This window comes from Williamsia sp. M5A3_1d (assembly GCF_053345315.1).
In genome coordinates, this window is the sequence record NZ_JBKEZX010000002.1 from 636,658 (window position 1) to 652,699 (window position 16,042).

Here is a 16,042-nt window from a genome sequence, read left to right on the forward strand (position 1 = left end):
CTCGGTGCCGAATCGGTGGCGGCACCCCCCGGGTGTCGTCTCGATCTGCTGCACTTCGGCCAGGCGCCGCCGAGTCCCGATTGCGTGGATCGTCTCGCGCCGCCCCGAGAATGAGTTACACGCGACAAAAAATCGACTTTTGGTTGCAAAGTAGTGTGATCTGCCGTACACCTGAGGGATCACATCGAGCCGAGGCGCCGCGCGCGGTGGCACCTACTTCGCAGACAGGGAACCCATGAGATTCGCCAACCACGCAGGACGTGCCGTGGTCACCGACGGGACACATGCCGTCGACGTCGCACGACACAGCAACGGCGAGTTCTCGTCGGATCCAGCCGAGATCTTCTCCGTCTGGGGCGCGTTCGGCGACTGGGCCGCCAACCTCGATCCGTCTCACGGCGACGTCATCGATCCCGAACAGCTGCGTGCGCCGTCACCGACGCCGCAGCAGGTGTTCGCCATCGGCTTGAACTACGCCGGACACGCCAGCGAGGCCGGGTTCGACAGGCCGACCGAGCCGTCGGTGTTCACCAAGTTCCCCTCATCGGTGACCGGAGCGCACACCACGCTCGAATTGCCGACCGACACCGTCGATTACGAGGCGGAGCTGGTTGCGGTGATCGGCGAGAACGCCTATCGCGTCTCCGAATCCGCAGCCTGGGGCCACGTTGCCGGCCTCGCCGTGGGACAGGACATCTCAGAGCGGACCCGACAGCTCATGGGGCCTGCTCCGCAGTTCGGTCTCGCCAAGTCGTTCCCCGGATTCTCGCCGATCGGACCGTGGTTGGTGACCGCCGACGAATTGTCCGACCGCGACTCCCTCCCGATCGGATGCTCGATCAATGGTGTGACCATGCAGGATTCACGCACCGACGACCTGATCTTCTCGGTGTCACAGATCATCTCCAGACTGTCTGCGGTCCTGCCGCTGCTCCCCGGCGACGTGATCTTCACCGGCACCCCGGCCGGCGTCGGGGGGGCCCGCAAGCCACCCGTCTTTCTCAAGGACGGAGACGTTCTGGAGACCTGGGTGGAAGGCATCGGTTCCATCACATCGACATGTGTCGCAGGCACGCCCTACCCGCCGTCCGAGTACTGAGGAAGAGTCCCGTGCCACTTCATCGCCTCGGAAGCGTGACCATCGGCGTTCCCAACGTGGACGCCACCGCTGCGTATTACTCGGATTTCGGGCTCACCCGAACCGGGGAGAACCGCTTCTCCACCCTCGAGGGCGGAGAACAGCTCCGTATCGTCCACGCACCACGCCGGCAGGTTGTCGAGATCTCCATCGGCGCCGACGATCAGGACGACATCGACGACATCGCATCCCGACTCGGCAAGCTGGGGCTGGATACTCAGGTGGGTCCCGGACGTGTGGAGGCGTACGAACCGATTGCGCAGTTCAAAGCCGTGGTCGAGGTCATGCCGCACCTGCGACAGACGATCGTTCCCGCAACCCCGTACAACGGACCCGGACGCGTCGACCGCGGCACGAATCGTGCGCCCGGCCTCCAACGCGCGGATCGCGTCAGGCCACACAAGCTCGGTCATGTGGTGATCGGATCGACCGACCAGGCTGCGACCCAGCGGTTCTTCACCGAGGGCCTGGGCTTCAAGATCAGTGATGTGGTCCCTTCGCTGGCGGCCTTCATGCGTTGCTCCACCGATCACCACAACGTGCTCGTCCAGCAGTCGCCGGTCAACTTCCTCCACCACACGTCGTGGGAGGTCGATGATGTGGACCAGATCGGGCGCGGCGCGATGGCGATGCTCGAGGACCACCCGGAACGACACATCTGGGGTCTCGGACGTCATCATGTCGGATCGAATTTCTTCTGGTATCTCAAAGACCCCGCCGGAAACTTCTCCGAGTACTACTCCGACATCGACTGCATCGTCGACGACGCGCTGTGGACGCCCGGTGTGTGGGAGCCGGCGAAGAGTCTGTTCAACTGGGGTCCCCCGCCTCCACCGTCGTTCGTGATGCCGGAGGACCTCGCTGCTCACATGACCGGGGCGCATGAATCCTCATGACGCGCGCCGACTCCGAAGAGCCCCTGTGGACGCCGACAGCGGAGTTCGCCGACAACTCGCTCCTCAACCGGTTCAGCGAATTCGTCGCCGGTCGAACCGGACGCACCGTCTCTGATTACGACGATCTGTGGAGGTGGTCGGTCACCGAGGTCGGCGACTTCTGGACCTCGATCCGCGACTTCTTCCACCTCGACATCAGCGAACCGGATGTCGCCGTGGACCACACCACCGGCATGGCTGCGACCTCCTGGTTCACCGGTTCGACGACCAACTACGCAGCATGTGCACTCGAGAACACATCTCCTCGAATCGCCATCCGGTCACTGAACGAACAGGGGGTCCGCACAGAACTGACCTCCGAAGCCCTTCGGGGCAAGGTCGGTGCACTCGGGCGATGGTTGCGCGCGCAGGGCATCGAGCCCGGGGACACCGTGGTGGCCTACGTGCCGAACGTCGCCGACGCAGTCGTGGCGATGCTCGCCTGTGCCTCGGTGGGTGCGACCTGGGCTTCGTGTGCACAGGAGTACTCCGCAGAAGGCGCACAGGATCGTTTCGGCCCGCTGAAGCCCCGCATCCTCATCGCCGCGGACGGCTATCTCTACGGCGGCAGGACCCACGACCGACGAGCGGAGGCCACGCGCCTGCACGCCCTGCTCGACTCGGTGGAAGCGATCGTGTGGATCGACAACGTGGGTCTCGGGATCCCCGAATCCGGGCCCGACACAGTTCGTTTCGACGATGTCACCGCACGCGGTGTGGCCCCCGACTACGTCCGAGTCGACTTCGGCCATCCCCTGTGGGTTCTCTTCTCATCCGGGACCACGGGTAAACCGAAGGGCATCGTGCACTCGCACGGCGGAATCGTGCTCGAGCACACGAAGTTCCTCGCGCTGCACGCCGATGTGCGACCGGGATCGACGTTTCTGTGGCTGGCGACGCCGAGTTGGATGGTGTGGAACATCCAGATCTCCGGATTGATCTGCGGTGCAACGATAACGACCTACGACGGCAATCCGTCGTGGCCCGAGCCGGCCAGACTGTGGAACATCGCCGCCGAACTCGACGTCGATTTCCTCGGCACCAGCGCGTCGGCGTTGACCGCGGCGAGCAAGCACGCCGCACGTCCATCCGAGGTGGCACCCGCGTTGCATCTGCGGGCCGTCGGGAGCACCGGATCACCGCTCCCGCGGTCGACGGCGCGGTGGGTGGCCGAACAGTTGCCGAATGTGTGGTTGGCGTCGGCGAGCGGAGGCACCGACATCTGCTCTGCATTCGCCGGCGGAATCCCCACCCGGCCGGTGTACGGAGACGAGATCCAGGGCCCCATGCTCGGCGTCGCGCTGCACTCCTTCGACGATCAGGGGGTCGCGCGAGTCGGCGAGGAAGGTGAGATGGTCGTCGTACGACCGATGCCGTCCATGCCGATCGGATTCTGGGATGACCCCGGCGGTCATCGTTACCGCGCGGCGTATTTCGACAAGTACCCGGGCGTCTGGCACCACGGGGACCGCATCACCATCACCGCGCGGGGAGGTGTGGTGGTGCACGGGCGTTCCGACGCGACGATCAATCGTCACGGGGTACGAATCGGCAGCGCCGAGATCTACGACGTCGTCGAACGACTGCCACAGGTCTCCGAGGCACTGGTCGTGGGGGTCGAGCTCGACGGCGGCGCGTACTGGATGCCCATGTTCGTCGTCGAGTCGGATTCCACTCCGAGTACCGGTGACACGGTCGACGTGGTGCGGCAGGCGATCCGGACCGGGATCAGCCCCCGCCACGTCCCCGACGACATCATCGTGGTCACCTCTCTCCCGCACACCCGGACCGGAAAGAAGATGGAGGTCCCGGTGAAACGAATACTGCAGGGCCGCAGACCTTCAGAGGTGGTGAACCCGCTTGCGGTGGACGATCCGAGCGCCCTCGAGCAGTTCGCCACGATGAGCAGACCCGACAGGGCCACAGCCTGATCGGACGTCGACGACGTCGGTCGACCATTCCTGAGAAAATCGATGATCGATGCTAAAGTCCGGCCATGACCGTGCAGAGCAAGTCGACGACCAGGACCGTCGCGGTATACGACGCGCTCTACGCCGACATCTTGAACGGTCGTGTCGAACCGGGCGTACGTCTGCGAATCGCGCAGCTCGCCAACAGGTTCGGTGTGAGCCTGTCGGTGGTCCGCGAGGCGCTCACCCGTCTCGCGGAACAACAGCTCGTCGTCGCCAACCCGCAGCGTGGCTTCTCGGTGATGGACCTGTCCCGCGACGACCTCAGGGACATCACCCGGGTGCGGGTCGAGATCGAGACCTGGGCGCTGCGTGACGCCATCGAACACGGCGGTCTCGCCTGGGAATCGGCCTCGGTGTCGGCGCATCACACGATGGAGCGCACTCCGACACACGAGGCCGATGGTTCCATCGCCACGGCGTGGCTCGAGGTGCACCGAGCCTTCCATCAGGCTCTGCTCTCGGGATGCAGCAGCCCACGGCTACAGTCCATCTCGAACTCACTGCGCGACGGCGCCGAGCTGTACCGCGTGTGGGCTTCGACCCTCGCCCATGACGACCGCGACTACGTCACCGAGCACCGCGCGATCCTCGACGCCGCGCTCGCCCATGACGCGGACACGGCGGTCGCCGAGCTGACCGCCCACATCGTGCGGACATCCGACGCGCTGTTGGCCTACGCACCGGAATAGCCTGGGCAGCCGACGCGGCCCGCCCCGGCGCACGCGACGTGGCGCACCCGGGGGTGTCGGATCGTAACGGATCAGACTGCAGCCGCGGCCATCTCGCCGGAGTGGACTCCACGGGCGAGGAACTGCGCGACCACGCTGGTGAGCTCGTCGGCGGCCGTGTCGGTGATGCGGGCGCACCGCCAGGCGACATGGCGATCCGGCCGCACCAGCACGCATCCGTCGGAATCGACCTCGCGGCGCCGCGCCCAGTCGTTGTACGGATCGGCCAGTCCACGTTCTGCACCGATGATGTGTACGTCGATGGCGAATCCCGTGGCGCGTTCGGCCGCAGCGGCCGCCTGCACCCACCCCTCGCCTCCGACACCGGTGAAGAGGGTCAGGTGCAGCCCCTCGACGAGATCCAGGGTCGAGACGCAATCCGTGCCGCGTTGGAGCCGAGCGTGCGGGACGCGCGCTCCCGGTCGGGTGGTGGGCGTGTAGTTCAGCACCGCATCGGGCCCATCCTCGACGGGCGTCTGCGGGCCCTCCGGCGCCAACGCTCCCTCGTCATACCGATAGCCCAGTTCGATACCGTGCGCGTTGAACTGGTAGTCACTCAGCCGTATCGCGGCGGCCAGGTCTTCCCGTTTGCGAGCACCGACGGCTCCGGGTTCGCGCAACTGCTCGAGCTCTTTCCAGCCCTCCTCGACCGACTGACCCGGAGCGAGACCGAGAGCACGATCGATCTCCGCGGCGTCACCGAGACTGGTTATCGCCCGGGCGATCCCGGCCGCGCCGACCGGCTGACGTTCGGTGGTGTACGTCTCCAACAGTTCCGGGCCCGCTGTGCCCTGCACGACCAGGGCGAGTTTCCACGCCAGGTTGAACGCATCTGCGGTGGACATGTTCAACCCGAGACCGTTGGTCGGCGGGTGGCGGTGCACGGCGTCGCCGAGACAGAAGACCCGGCCGGCCGAATAGCGCTGTGCGACCTGTGCGCTCACCGTCCAGCTGGCGCAATCGAGGATCTCGACATCGGTACGGTCGTTGCCGATGAACGCATGGACTCGACGCGTGAGCTCCTCATGACTCTCGGCCATGACATCGTCGGTGCCCGGCTCGTAGATGTTGACCAGGACGAACTCGGTGAACGGCCGGTGGCAGATCAACACGCCGCGCCGCAGCGGCGGGAGCGGGCCGGGTGTGACGCTCCACGTGAGCACACCGGGTCGGTGCGCGAGGTATTCGCCGAGATCGGCGCGGAACCAGATGTTCGCTGCGTGCGCGAGTCCAGACGGGCCGTCGACGGTGAGTCCCGCTTGCGCGAACACGCGGCTGCGCGCTCCGTCGGCGCCGACCAGATACTGCGATCGGACCGTGAGGGTCTCACCGGTCACCCTGTTCCGGATCACACTGTCGACGCCGTCCTCGGACTGCGCGAAGGACTCGAATTCGTGGTCGAACCGAAGATCGCCGCCGGACTTCTCGACTTCGTCGATCAGCAACGGTTCGAAGATCGTCTGGGGGCAGTTCACCATCGGGGACGGGCTGGAGCTCCGATACTCGGCCGCCCGTTCGTCCGACGTGCCCCAGGTCTCCGATCGCGCCACCTCGGGCCCGTCGAGCGAGGTCACCCAGAGGTTGTTGCGCATCATCTCCTGCGGTGTCGCAGCGCCGAGCAGACGGTCTTCGATCCCGAGGTGGCGCCAGATCTCCACCGTGCGCTGGTTGACGATGTGTGCACGCGGCGTGTGCGCGGGGCCGCTGTACTTCTCGACGACCACACACTCGACGCCGTATCGGGCGAGCGACAAGGCGGTGGTCAGTCCCGCGGGACCGGCGCCCACGATCAGTACTGGGGTCTCGATATCAGGCATCGGTCTTGCTCATCTCTGACGTCATCACAGCCCACATCCGTGATCAGATGTGGTGTAGGCCACACGCTATCCCAGCGATAATCGTCGAGCAACCAAAATATCGTTTTTTCTTGGAGTCGTCGTCAGCCGCTCTGCGGACGCGTATTTCGAGGAGTGTTGACATCGCGGTGCGTGGGTAGTCTGCGGTGGCAACAGGCGGTGAGGCGATCAGTGGTGGGTGGAGCCCCCTGTCGGGATTGAACCGACGACCTTTCGCTTACAAGGCGAGTGCTCTACCACTGAGCTAAGGAGGCGAATGCGCGTGGCCGAGTATATCCGCAGGATGCTGCGCCCCCTGGCGGGCTCCCGTCGCGCGACGATCGACACGATCGAGCCGTTCACCTCGCCGCTGTCACCACGTCAGCCCGTCGACCTCACCGACGACGCCGCGGTCACCGAGGTGCTCGATCTGGCGATCAAGGTCGGTTCGGTGCTCCTCGACTCCGGCACCGGCGCCATCGACACCCAGACGCAGATGCGTTTCGTGGCCGGCATGTTCGGCGTCGAGCGCGTCGACGTCGATGTCACCTACAACACGATCATGGTCAGCGCCCGGCGCGGACAGTCGATGCCGCCGGTCACCGCGATGCGCACCGTGCACTACCGCTCGCTCGACTTCACACGACTCGCGCAGGTCGATCGCCTGATCCGCAAGATCCGCAATCTCGCGGTGACGCCGGGTGAAGCCCACGAGGTGATCGACGACATCATCTCGTCGCCACACCCCTACGCGCGGTGGATCGCGACACTGGCGTGGTCGACGATGGCCGCGGCGCTGTCGGTGACCCTCGGCGGCGGGTTGTTGGTCGCGGTCGTGTCCTTCGTGACCACCGCGTTCATCGATCGGATGAACCGATTCCTGAACCGATGGGGCACGCCGCAGTTCTTCCAGCAGGTGGCCGGCGGCTTCATCGCGGTGATCCCGGCCGCGCTGGTGTTCCGATTCCAGGAGGCACTGGGGGTCGCGATCTCACCGTCGCTGGTCATCGCGGCGGGCGTCATAGTCTTGCTGTCGGGGCTGTCGTTGGTGGGTTCGGTGCAGGACGCGATCACCGGAGCGCCGATCACCGGTGTCGCCCGGTTCTTCGAGCTGCTGATCCTCACCGGCGGGATCATCGCCGGCGTCAGCGTCGCGCTGCGACTGCTGGCGGGGACCGGCACCTATCTGCCCACCATCACCAGCACCACCGCCCTCGGGCTCACCGACGCCCCCGCACAGATCATCGGCGGCGGCGTCGCGGCGGCGGCGTTCGCCCTCGGCAGCTACGCCGAGACGCGCGCGCTCACCGTCGCGTTCGCCGGCGGCCTCATCGGTGCCGCGGTGTCCGCCGCGGCGGCGCTCATCGACATCGGTGCCGTGATCGCCGGCGGACTGGCCGCGGTCACCGTTGGGCTGGTCGGTGGCCTCCTCGCCCGTCGCGCGCTGACGCCGCCGCTCGTCGTCGCCGTCGCCGGCATCACACCGCTACTACCCGGTCTGGCGGTCTACCGCGGGCTGTACGGCCTGCTGAACGAACAGACCCTCGACGGCATCATCGCCATCGCCTCGGCCCTGGGCATCGGAGCGGCGCTCGCCGCGGGGGTCACCCTCGGCGAGTTCCTGGCCCGCACACTGCGTCGGCCCCGTATCCCGAGCCGCCCCACCCGCGCGCTGCTCACCGCGCGCTCGGCGCTGCGCCCGAAACGGTTCACGCGCGACGCCGACGCGCCGCCGCCCATTCCCGCCGACGCCGCCGTCACCGAACCGATGCGCGCGCTACGCGCCGAGTCGGGGTCGTTCGCGCGGATCACCACCGACGACCTCGCCGCGCGGGCCGACCGGTGAGCCCCCGGCCGACGCCGCCCACCACGGGGTGGGCCGATCGGTGGACCAAAGGGCGAGGTCAGGGCCGATGATGACGCGGGGTAAACTACTTCCCATGCCTGCGAAGACCACCGACACCGCCGAGATTGCCGAGGACGACATCGCGACGGTCGCCGCCGAGACCGCCAAGGCCGCGCGCCGCGTGGTGGCCGCGTACGCCACCGACGCCGACGAGTGTCGGATGCTGCTGTCCATGCTCGGGATCAGCCCCGACGTCGTCTGAGCGTGCCGACAAACGTCACCGATCCCGACGGCCTCGTCCCTGATCGCGTCGACACCGAGTTCCATGCCGCCGACTTCGTCGTGGTGGCCAATCGTCTCCCGGTCGACAAGGAGACCCTCGTCGACGGCAGCGTCCGTTGGAAGCGGAGCCCCGGCGGGTTGGTGACCGCGCTCGAACCCATCCTCCGATCGCAGACCGGTGCCTGGGTCGGCTGGTCGGGTGTACCCGACTCCGCTGAACACCCTGTGGTCGACGGCCTGCAGTTGCGCGCCGTCCCGCTGTCGGCGACGGAGATCAACGAGTACTACGAGGGTTTCTCCAACGCCACCCTGTGGCCGCTCTACCACGACGTCCTGGTCAAACCGGAGTATCACCGCGAGTGGTGGAACACCTACGTCGAGGTCAACCGTCGCTTCGCCGAGGCCGCATCGGAGGCCGCCTCGGAGGGCGCGATGGTGTGGGTCCAGGACTACCAGCTCCAGCTGGTGCCGAAGATGTTGCGGATGCTCCGGCCCGACCTGCGCATCGGCTTCTTCCTGCACATCCCGTTCCCCCCGGTCGAGCTGTTCATGCAGCTGCCGTGGCGTACCGAGATCGTCGAGGGACTGCTCGGCGCCGACCTCATCGGTTTCCACCTGCCCGGTGGCGCCCAGAACTTCCTCTACCTCGCCCGACGACTGGCCGGTCAGGCCACGTCGAAAGGATCGGTCGGCGTCCGGTCGAAATTCGGTGTCGTGCAGGTCGGTTTCCGCAACGTCCGCGTCGGCGCGTTCCCGATCTCCATCGATTCCGGCGCGCTCGACCAGACCTCGCGTTCGAAGAAGATCCGCGATCGCGCCGCGCGGATCCGCGAGGAACTCGGCAACCCGACGACGGTCATGCTCGGCGTCGACCGCCTCGACTACACCAAGGGCATCGACGTCCGACTGCAGGCGCTGAGCGAGCTGCTGGCCGAGAAGCGGATCGACCCGCAGGACATGGTGATGATCCAGCTCGCCACCCCCAGCCGCGAGCGCGTGGAGAGCTACATCCAGATGCGTGCGGGCATCGAGCAGCTCGTGGGCAACATCAACGGCATGTACGGCGAGGTCGCCCACCAGGTGGTGCAGTACCTGCATCGTCCGGTCGACCGCGACGAGTTGATCGCGTTCTTCGTCGCCGCCGACGTCATGCTGGTGACGCCGCTGCGTGACGGCATGAACCTCGTCGCGAAGGAGTACGTCGCCTGCCGCAGCGACCTCGGTGGCGCGTTGGTGCTCAGCGAGTTCACCGGAGCCGCGGCCGAACTGCGGTCGGCGTACCAGGCCAACCCGTACGACCTCGACGGGGTGAAGGACGCCATCGTCGCCGCCGTCGAGCAGGCCCCCGAGGACGGCCGCAAACGCATGCGGTCGCTACGCCGCCAGGTGCTGGCCCACGACGTGAGTCGCTGGGCGCAGAGCTTCCTCGGTGTACTCGCCGACAGCAGCGAGACCACATCGAGCGGCAACCGTGGCGTCCATCTCGTCGACGACGGTCGACACGATCGCGACTGACGTCGCCACGGTGCGCGGCGGCAGGGGTTTCTCGATTGGAGCGGTCTCCCCCGGGGGTTCTAGACTCGCCGGGTGAGTGCCCAAGATCTGTCCCCGGAGCTGCGCCGCGCGTTGAAGGACATCGCGCGCACCCCGCGCCTGCTCGTCGCCTCGGACTACGACGGTTGCATGGCGCCGATCGTGTCCCGCCCGCAGGATGCCCGGCCCAACCCCGACTCGGTCCGCGCCATGCGGGCCATCGCCGACCTCGACTCCACCACCGCCGCCGTCATCTCCGGCCGCGCGCTGCGTGATCTCGCGACTCTGTCGCGTCTGCCCGCCGAGGTCCACCTCGTGGGCAGCCACGGCAGCGAGTTCGACATCGGCTTCGTGCACGAGATCAGCCCCGCGGCAACCGAACTCCTCGACACCGTGGTGACCGAGTTGCGTGCCATCGCGGTCGATTACGAGGGCGTGACGGTGGAGACCAAACCCGCCAGCACCGCCATGCACGTGCGCAATGCCTCCGACACCGACTCCGACTCGGCATTGCACCGCGTGCGGCTGGGGCCGGCGACGTGGGACGGTGTGCAGGTCACCGAGGGCAAGTCGGTGATCGAGCTCGCCGTCATCCGCACCGACAAGGGGCAGGCACTCGACATCCTGCGCCATCAGGCCGGGGCCGGGGCCGCGATCTTCTTCGGCGACGACGTCACCGACGAGAAGGCGTTCCGTCGCCTCCACGGTCCGGATTTCGGTGTCAAGGTCGGCGACGGCGACACCCTCGCCACCTACCGCGTGACCGACACCGATCAGGTGGCCCTGGCGTTGGCGTTTCTCTACGAGGAGCGCCGCGCGTGGCTGCGCGGCGAGAACGCCGCACCCATCGAGCGGCTGTCGATGCTGGCGTCGCCGCGCACGGTCGCCTTGATCACGCCGGATGCCAAGGTGTGCTGGATGTGTCACCCCGAACCCGATTCGGCCGCGGTGTTCGCGAGCCTGCTCGGCACGGTCGACGCCGGCGAGTTCGGCGTGCGCCCGCACGTCGACGGTGACCGTCGCGCACCGCTGCCGCAGAGCCAGCGCTACGTCGACGGCACCATGACCATCGCCACCCGCTGGGCCGGCCTCGAGGTCGTCGACTATCTGCCGCACGATGTCGCGCCCGGCCGTACCGATCTCGTACGCGTCATCACCGGTTCCGCGCCGGCCCTGGTCGAATTCGCACCGCGGCCGGAATTCGGTCAGGCCAGCGTGCAGATCGAGGCCGTCGAGGACGGACTGCGCGTCTACGGCTCGAACGAGCCGATCGTGTTGCGCGCGCCGGGCATCACCTGGCGCATCGACACCGAGCGGTTCTACCAGCGGGCGACCGCCGTGGTCGACGCGTCGAACGGTCCGGTGATCCTCGAATTGCGCTGCGGCACCGATTACATCGGCGAGGAAGAACGCACCGAGACCCAACGTCGGGAACTCGCGCAGAGCTACTGGAGCGACTGGTCGGCCGGGCTCGCCCTGCCCGTCATCAAGCCCGACCTGATGAAGCGTTCGGCGCTGACCCTCAAGGGACTCGTCCACGCCGACACCGGGTCGATCATGGCCGCGGCCACCACCTCGCTGCCCGAGGAGATCGGCGGTGTCCGCAACTGGGACTACCGCTACTGCTGGCTGCGTGACGCCGCGCTCACCGCGTCGGCGCTGGTGTCGGTGGGATCGCACGTCGAGGCCGAGGGGTATCTGAGCTGGCTCTACCGTGTGCTCGGCACGGTGAACGGACCCGAGTGGCTGCACCCGCTGTACACCCTCGCCGGGGGCGGTCTGCCGCCCGAGGCCATCATCGACTCGCTGCCCGGGTACGCCGGCTCCCGACCGGTGCGCATCGGCAACGCCGCGAACCAGCAGGTACAGCTCGATGTGTTCGGCCCCATCGTGGAACTCATCGGCCATCTCGCCGACGCCCGTGCCGAGACCGGTGACCCCACGCCGCTCACCGACGCCGACTGGGACCTCGTCGCCAACATGGTGTGGGCGGTGGAGCGGCGCTGGTTCGAGCCCGATCACGGCATCTGGGAGATCCGCGGCAACCCGCGTCATCACGTGTACTCGAAGGTCATGTGTTGGATGACCGTCGACCGCGCACTCAAGATCGGCGAGCGGTTCGGCCGTGAGGTGGAGCCGGGTTGGTCGGTGTTGCGTGACGTGATCGCCGGTCAGGTCATCGATCAGGGCTGGAACGCCGAGGTGCGTTCGTTCACCGCGGCGTACGAGGGGACCGATCTCGACGCCGCCACCCTGCACATCGGGCTCGCCGGGATGATCGATCCCTCCGACCCCCGTTTCACCCAAACCGTGGAGGCGACCGAGGCCGAGTTGCGCAGCGGCGCAACAGTCTACCGCTACCACCACGACGACGGTCTGCCCGGCGGCGAGGGCGGCTTCCATCTGTGCGCCGCGTGGTTGGTGGAGGCCTACCTGCTCATCGGTCGACGCACCGACGCCGAGGCGCTCTTCGATCAGCTGGTGAAGGCCGCGGGCCCCACCGGGTTGCTGTCCGAGGAGTACGACCCCGTCGCCGAACGCTCGCTGGGCAACCACCCCCAGGCCTACAGCCACATCGGCCTGCTCCGCTGCGCGGCGCTGCTCGGCGGCTGACCCCGAGCGTCAGCCGATGCTGATGTGGTCGGAGCCGTTGTCGACGGGGAGGTCGCCGGCGACGGTGGCGATGACCTCGTAGTTGTTGAGCGTGATGTTGCCGGAATGGTTGTCGAGGAACGCGGTGTCGGCGGCGTCGCGACCGGTCGCGATGCGGACCAGGGCCTGACGCGGTGCGAGGCCGGTGGCGTCGACGACGAGCCAGGTGCCGTCGATGAGGGCCTCGGCGACGGCGTGGAAATCCATCGGCACGCAGCCCGGCGCGTACACCGCGACCAGGCGGGCCGGGATGTTGAGTGCACGCAGCAGCGCCACCACCAGGTGGGCGAAGTCTCGACACACGCCCGCGTTGGCGAGCAGGGTGTCCTCGGCGCCGTCGATGGGATCGCTCGCACCGGGCAGGTAGTTGAGGCGGTCGGCCACGAACTTCGACACCTCGAACAGCAGCTCGATCGGCGGCTTGCTGAGATCGAATTCGGCTGTCACGTAACCGAAGAACTTGTCAGCCTCGGCGTAGCGACTGGGGCGCAGGTAGATCGACCGCTCCCCCACCTGCTCGGTGAGCGGCTCGGCCGGGGTGTTCACCGACGCCGAGTACTGCACCAGCACGTTGCCGTGCTCGACGTCGAAGCGGTGGATGCGGGTGCCGCACTCGGCGATGATCTCCTCGGGGGTGATCGCGTTGCCGTTCACCGACACGGTGAGGGTCTCCACCAGATCCATCCCGGGCAGTTTCGCCACGGTGACCTGGAGTTCGAGTTCGGTGGCGGCCTCCACCCAGATGTCCATCATCGACGAGACATCACGTCTGATCGTGCCCATGGTCGGTCGCCCCTACCCTGCAGTGTGTTCCGGACGTTCGATGGCGAACCCCGACTGAGTTGCACGGCGCCGGGCTCAGCCTAGGCCGCCCCGGGCACAGCCGTAAACTGCAGCGATGACCACCGCATCGAATCCGTCGTCCTCCCGTCGCGTCGCCGTCGTCACAGGGGCCAGTTCGGGGATCGGGGAGGCCACCGCGAGAACGCTTGCCGCACAGGGTTACGAGGTCGTCGTCGGTGCGCGACGACTCGACCGGTGCCAGACGCTCGCACAGGAGATCGGCGGCCGCGCCATCGCGCTCGACGTGACCGACGACGCCTCGGTCACGGAGTTCTGCGCCCAGCTCGACCGCGTCGACGTCCTGGTGAACAACGCCGGTGGCGCGCGGGGCCTGGCGACGGTGGCCGACGCCGATCTCGACGAGTGGCGCTGGATGTGGGAGACCAACGTGCTCGGCACGTTGCGGATGACGAAAGCACTGCTGCCCGCACTGATCGACTCCGGTGACGGACTGATCGTCACGATCACCTCGATCGCGGCCATCGAGACCTACGACAACGGGTCGGGCTACACCTCGGCCAAGCACGCGCAGGCCGTGTTGCACCGCACGCTGCGCCCCGAGCTGATCGGGAAGCCTGTGCGGCTCACCGAGATCCTGCCCGGGATGGTGGAGACGGAGTTCTCGCTGGTGCGATTCGACGGCGACGCCGACAAGGCGGCTGCGGTCTACGACGGCCTCACCCCGTTGACCGCGGCCGACGTCGCCGAGGTCGTCGGTTTCGTGGCGTCACGGCCGCCGCACGTCAACCTCGATCAGATCGTGCTCAAACCCCGCGATCAGGCCAGCGCCCGCCGCAACCTGCGTACCGGATAGCGCAGACGTCAGCCCGTCGGACCCTGACGAGCGTGCGAGCCAGCCCGTCGGACCCTGACGAGCGTGCGAGTCAGCCCGTCGGGCCCTGACGGGCCGGGGTCTGCGAGGTGCTCGGGATGCCCGAGAGCTGCGGCGCGTTCGATGGGGTCGCCGGGGCCGTGGAGCTCGAGACCTCACCCTTGAGCGCCGACATCGACTTCCAGTCGTCCCAGCTGAACGTCCAGTCGTAGATGTCGCCGTCGGCCTCCGACAGCGGGATCCGCGTGTTGGTGACCTCGACGGGATCGCCGTAGATGGCGACGTTGAAGTACTGCTGCGCGTTGTCCAGCGACAGGTTGATGCAACCGTTGGTGACGTTCGACGACCCCTGGACGCCGGTGGTCTCGGGGTTCGCGTGGATGAACTCGCCGTTGTTGGAGATCCGCACGGCGAAGCGCTCGCGCACATTGAAGTACCCCGCCGCGGGGTTCGACATGTAGAAGTCCTCGTGCTTCTCGCTCACCACGTGGATGCCCGAGCGCGTGACGTTGCGGTCGAGGTCGCCGCTGCCGTAGCTGCAGGGCAGCGTCATGAGGACGTTGCTGCCCTGCATGACGTCGATCTTGAACGACGTCGCGTCGGCCTTCACGATCTGCGCGCGGCCGATCACGAAGTCGCTGGTGACGTCGGCCGCACCGTAGACGCCGTCGCCGTGGTCGAGGCCGTAGAGCTTGGCGACCATCGACACCTTGGTGCCCGGCGCGAAGTACTCCTTGCTGCGCCAGTGCGCCCGCGAACCGTTGTCCTCGGGCAGCCACGCCCAGCTGCCCTCGGTCTCGGGTGTGGTGGTGACGGTGAGCGCCTTCTCGACGGCCTTCTTGTCGGTGACCGTGGAGTCGAACTTCAGGATCAGGGGCGCGGCGATGCCGACCTCCTGACCGTCGGCGATGTTGACGACCACGTTCGCCTGCTCCTGCGGCGTCAACGTGGTGAAGGTGCCCTGGATCGGCACGGTCTTCCGGTCGTCACCGATCGCCGTACCCGACCAGGTGTAGGTGTTGCCGTACCCGAGGGGCTCGCCGATCGTGTACGTCGTGCGGTCCTCCGACAGGGCGCCGGTCACCACGGTGCCCCGCGCGTTGGTCAGCTTCACGTCGGGGTTGAGCTGGCCCTTGGACACCTTCACCGAGAACTGCGCGGTGGGGCTGGGGTTCGCGTTCGCGTCGAGCGCCGGGGAGAAGGTGATGCCGGCCGAGGGCTCCGCACTCTTCGACGCGGCGGCGTCGGACGCGGTGTCACCGGAGTTGCCGGTGCTGCATGCGGCGGCGGTGACGCCGACGGCGCCGATGGCGATCGCGCCGAGCGCCGTCCGCCGGGTCATCGGGGAATGGCCACGTGAAACGGTCATGTGAACCGAGGATACCTGCACAGCAGGGGTGCTCCCGACGCCGTGAATCGCGTCCGACTGCACACAACGGTCGGCC

General features: G+C 67.4%; 12 protein-coding genes and 1 tRNA gene. 9 read left to right on the plus strand and 4 right to left on the minus strand.

Going from position 1 to position 16,042, the window contains the following annotated elements; all coding sequences use genetic code 11:
- Nucleotides 1–235 precede the first annotated feature (235 nt).
- The 4 genes from ACLBW1_RS10560 (at nt 236) to ACLBW1_RS10575 (ending at nt 4,735) form a co-directional block, all read left to right on the plus strand.
- Nucleotides 236–1,099: a fumarylacetoacetate hydrolase family protein gene (locus ACLBW1_RS10560; RefSeq protein WP_447811782.1), complete on the plus strand. Its 864-nt coding sequence runs from the start codon at nt 236–238 to the stop codon at nt 1,097–1,099.
- 11 nt (nt 1,100–1,110) lie between these two features.
- Nucleotides 1,111–2,034 (plus strand): VOC family protein, encoded by a 924-nt coding sequence (locus ACLBW1_RS10565; protein WP_447811783.1) that lies wholly within the window; start codon nt 1,111–1,113, stop codon nt 2,032–2,034.
- A complete protein-coding gene (locus ACLBW1_RS10570) occupies nt 2,031–4,004 on the plus strand; it encodes an acetoacetate--CoA ligase (protein WP_447811784.1) in 1,974 nt (657 codons plus the stop codon). Before ACLBW1_RS10565 ends, ACLBW1_RS10570 begins: the two co-directional genes overlap by 4 nt.
- Nucleotides 4,005–4,069: 65 nt before the next feature.
- Complete coding sequence (locus ACLBW1_RS10575) at nt 4,070–4,735, plus strand: GntR family transcriptional regulator (protein ID WP_447811785.1); 666 nt, start codon at nt 4,070–4,072, stop codon at nt 4,733–4,735.
- Between the two features lie 71 nt (nt 4,736–4,806).
- Here ACLBW1_RS10575 and ACLBW1_RS10580 read toward each other — a convergent pair whose 3' ends face one another.
- Both ACLBW1_RS10580 and ACLBW1_RS10585 read right to left on the minus strand, forming a co-directional pair.
- Nucleotides 4,807–6,591 carry an FAD-dependent monooxygenase gene (locus tag ACLBW1_RS10580; RefSeq protein WP_447811786.1) on the minus strand — a complete coding sequence of 595 codons (1,785 nt, stop codon included), beginning with the start codon at nt 6,589–6,591 and terminating at the stop codon, nt 4,807–4,809.
- A gap of 218 nt (nt 6,592–6,809) precedes the next feature.
- Nucleotides 6,810–6,884: transfer RNA gene (locus ACLBW1_RS10585), tRNA-Thr, on the minus strand.
- A gap of 8 nt (nt 6,885–6,892) precedes the next feature.
- On the opposite strand from ACLBW1_RS10585, the gene ACLBW1_RS10590 reads away from it, so the two are divergent.
- The 4 genes from ACLBW1_RS10590 to otsB all read left to right on the plus strand — a co-directional run bounded on the left by ACLBW1_RS10590 (nt 6,893) and on the right by otsB (nt 12,883).
- The gene (locus tag ACLBW1_RS10590; RefSeq protein ID WP_447811787.1) at nt 6,893–8,455 is read left to right on the plus strand and encodes a threonine/serine ThrE exporter family protein; all 1,563 of its coding nucleotides are present in this window, start codon (nt 6,893–6,895) and stop codon (nt 8,453–8,455) included.
- Nucleotides 8,456–8,549: 94 nt separating this feature from the next.
- Nucleotides 8,550–8,717 carry a hypothetical protein gene (locus ACLBW1_RS10595; protein ID WP_447811788.1) on the plus strand — a complete coding sequence of 56 codons (168 nt, stop codon included), beginning with the start codon at nt 8,550–8,552 and terminating at the stop codon, nt 8,715–8,717.
- 80 nt (nt 8,718–8,797) lie between these two features.
- On the plus strand, nt 8,798–10,252 hold the full coding sequence (locus ACLBW1_RS10600; RefSeq protein ID WP_447812155.1) for an alpha,alpha-trehalose-phosphate synthase (UDP-forming): 1,455 nt from the start codon (nt 8,798–8,800) through the stop codon (nt 10,250–10,252).
- 72 nt (nt 10,253–10,324) lie between these two features.
- The gene (gene otsB, locus ACLBW1_RS10605) at nt 10,325–12,883 is read left to right on the plus strand and encodes a trehalose-phosphatase (RefSeq protein WP_447811789.1); all 2,559 of its coding nucleotides are present in this window, start codon (nt 10,325–10,327) and stop codon (nt 12,881–12,883) included.
- Between the two features lie 9 nt (nt 12,884–12,892).
- Here otsB and ACLBW1_RS10610 read toward each other — a convergent pair whose 3' ends face one another.
- A complete protein-coding gene (locus ACLBW1_RS10610; RefSeq protein ID WP_447811790.1) occupies nt 12,893–13,705 on the minus strand; it encodes a transglutaminase-like domain-containing protein in 813 nt (270 codons plus the stop codon).
- 115 nt (nt 13,706–13,820) lie between these two features.
- Here ACLBW1_RS10610 and ACLBW1_RS10615 point away from each other — a divergent pair, with 115 nt between their 5' ends.
- Complete coding sequence (locus ACLBW1_RS10615) at nt 13,821–14,579, plus strand: SDR family oxidoreductase (protein WP_447811791.1); 759 nt, start codon at nt 13,821–13,823, stop codon at nt 14,577–14,579.
- Between the two features lie 70 nt (nt 14,580–14,649).
- Here ACLBW1_RS10615 and ACLBW1_RS10620 read toward each other — a convergent pair whose 3' ends face one another.
- A complete protein-coding gene (locus ACLBW1_RS10620) occupies nt 14,650–15,966 on the minus strand; it encodes a L,D-transpeptidase (protein WP_447811792.1) in 1,317 nt (438 codons plus the stop codon).
- Nucleotides 15,967–16,042: the final 76 nt, after the last annotated feature.

What these genes read in the sequence shown, in the direction of transcription:
- ACLBW1_RS10580 (WP_447811786.1), bottom strand. Translation starts at nt 6,591, where the DNA reads ATGCCTGATATCGAGACCCCAGTACTGATCGTGGGCGCCGGTCCCGCG.
- ACLBW1_RS10570 (WP_447811784.1), top strand. Translation starts at nt 2,031, where the DNA reads ATGACGCGCGCCGACTCCGAAGAGCCCCTGTGGACGCCGACAGCGGAG.
- ACLBW1_RS10575 (WP_447811785.1), top strand. Translation starts at nt 4,070, where the DNA reads ATGACCGTGCAGAGCAAGTCGACGACCAGGACCGTCGCGGTATACGAC.
- ACLBW1_RS10610 (WP_447811790.1), bottom strand. Translation starts at nt 13,705, where the DNA reads ATGGGCACGATCAGACGTGATGTCTCGTCGATGATGGACATCTGGGTG.
- ACLBW1_RS10560 (WP_447811782.1), top strand. Translation starts at nt 236, where the DNA reads ATGAGATTCGCCAACCACGCAGGACGTGCCGTGGTCACCGACGGGACA.
- ACLBW1_RS10620 (WP_447811792.1), bottom strand. Translation starts at nt 15,966, where the DNA reads ATGACCGTTTCACGTGGCCATTCCCCGATGACCCGGCGGACGGCGCTC.
- ACLBW1_RS10615 (WP_447811791.1), top strand. Translation starts at nt 13,821, where the DNA reads ATGACCACCGCATCGAATCCGTCGTCCTCCCGTCGCGTCGCCGTCGTC.
- ACLBW1_RS10595 (WP_447811788.1), top strand. Translation starts at nt 8,550, where the DNA reads ATGCCTGCGAAGACCACCGACACCGCCGAGATTGCCGAGGACGACATC.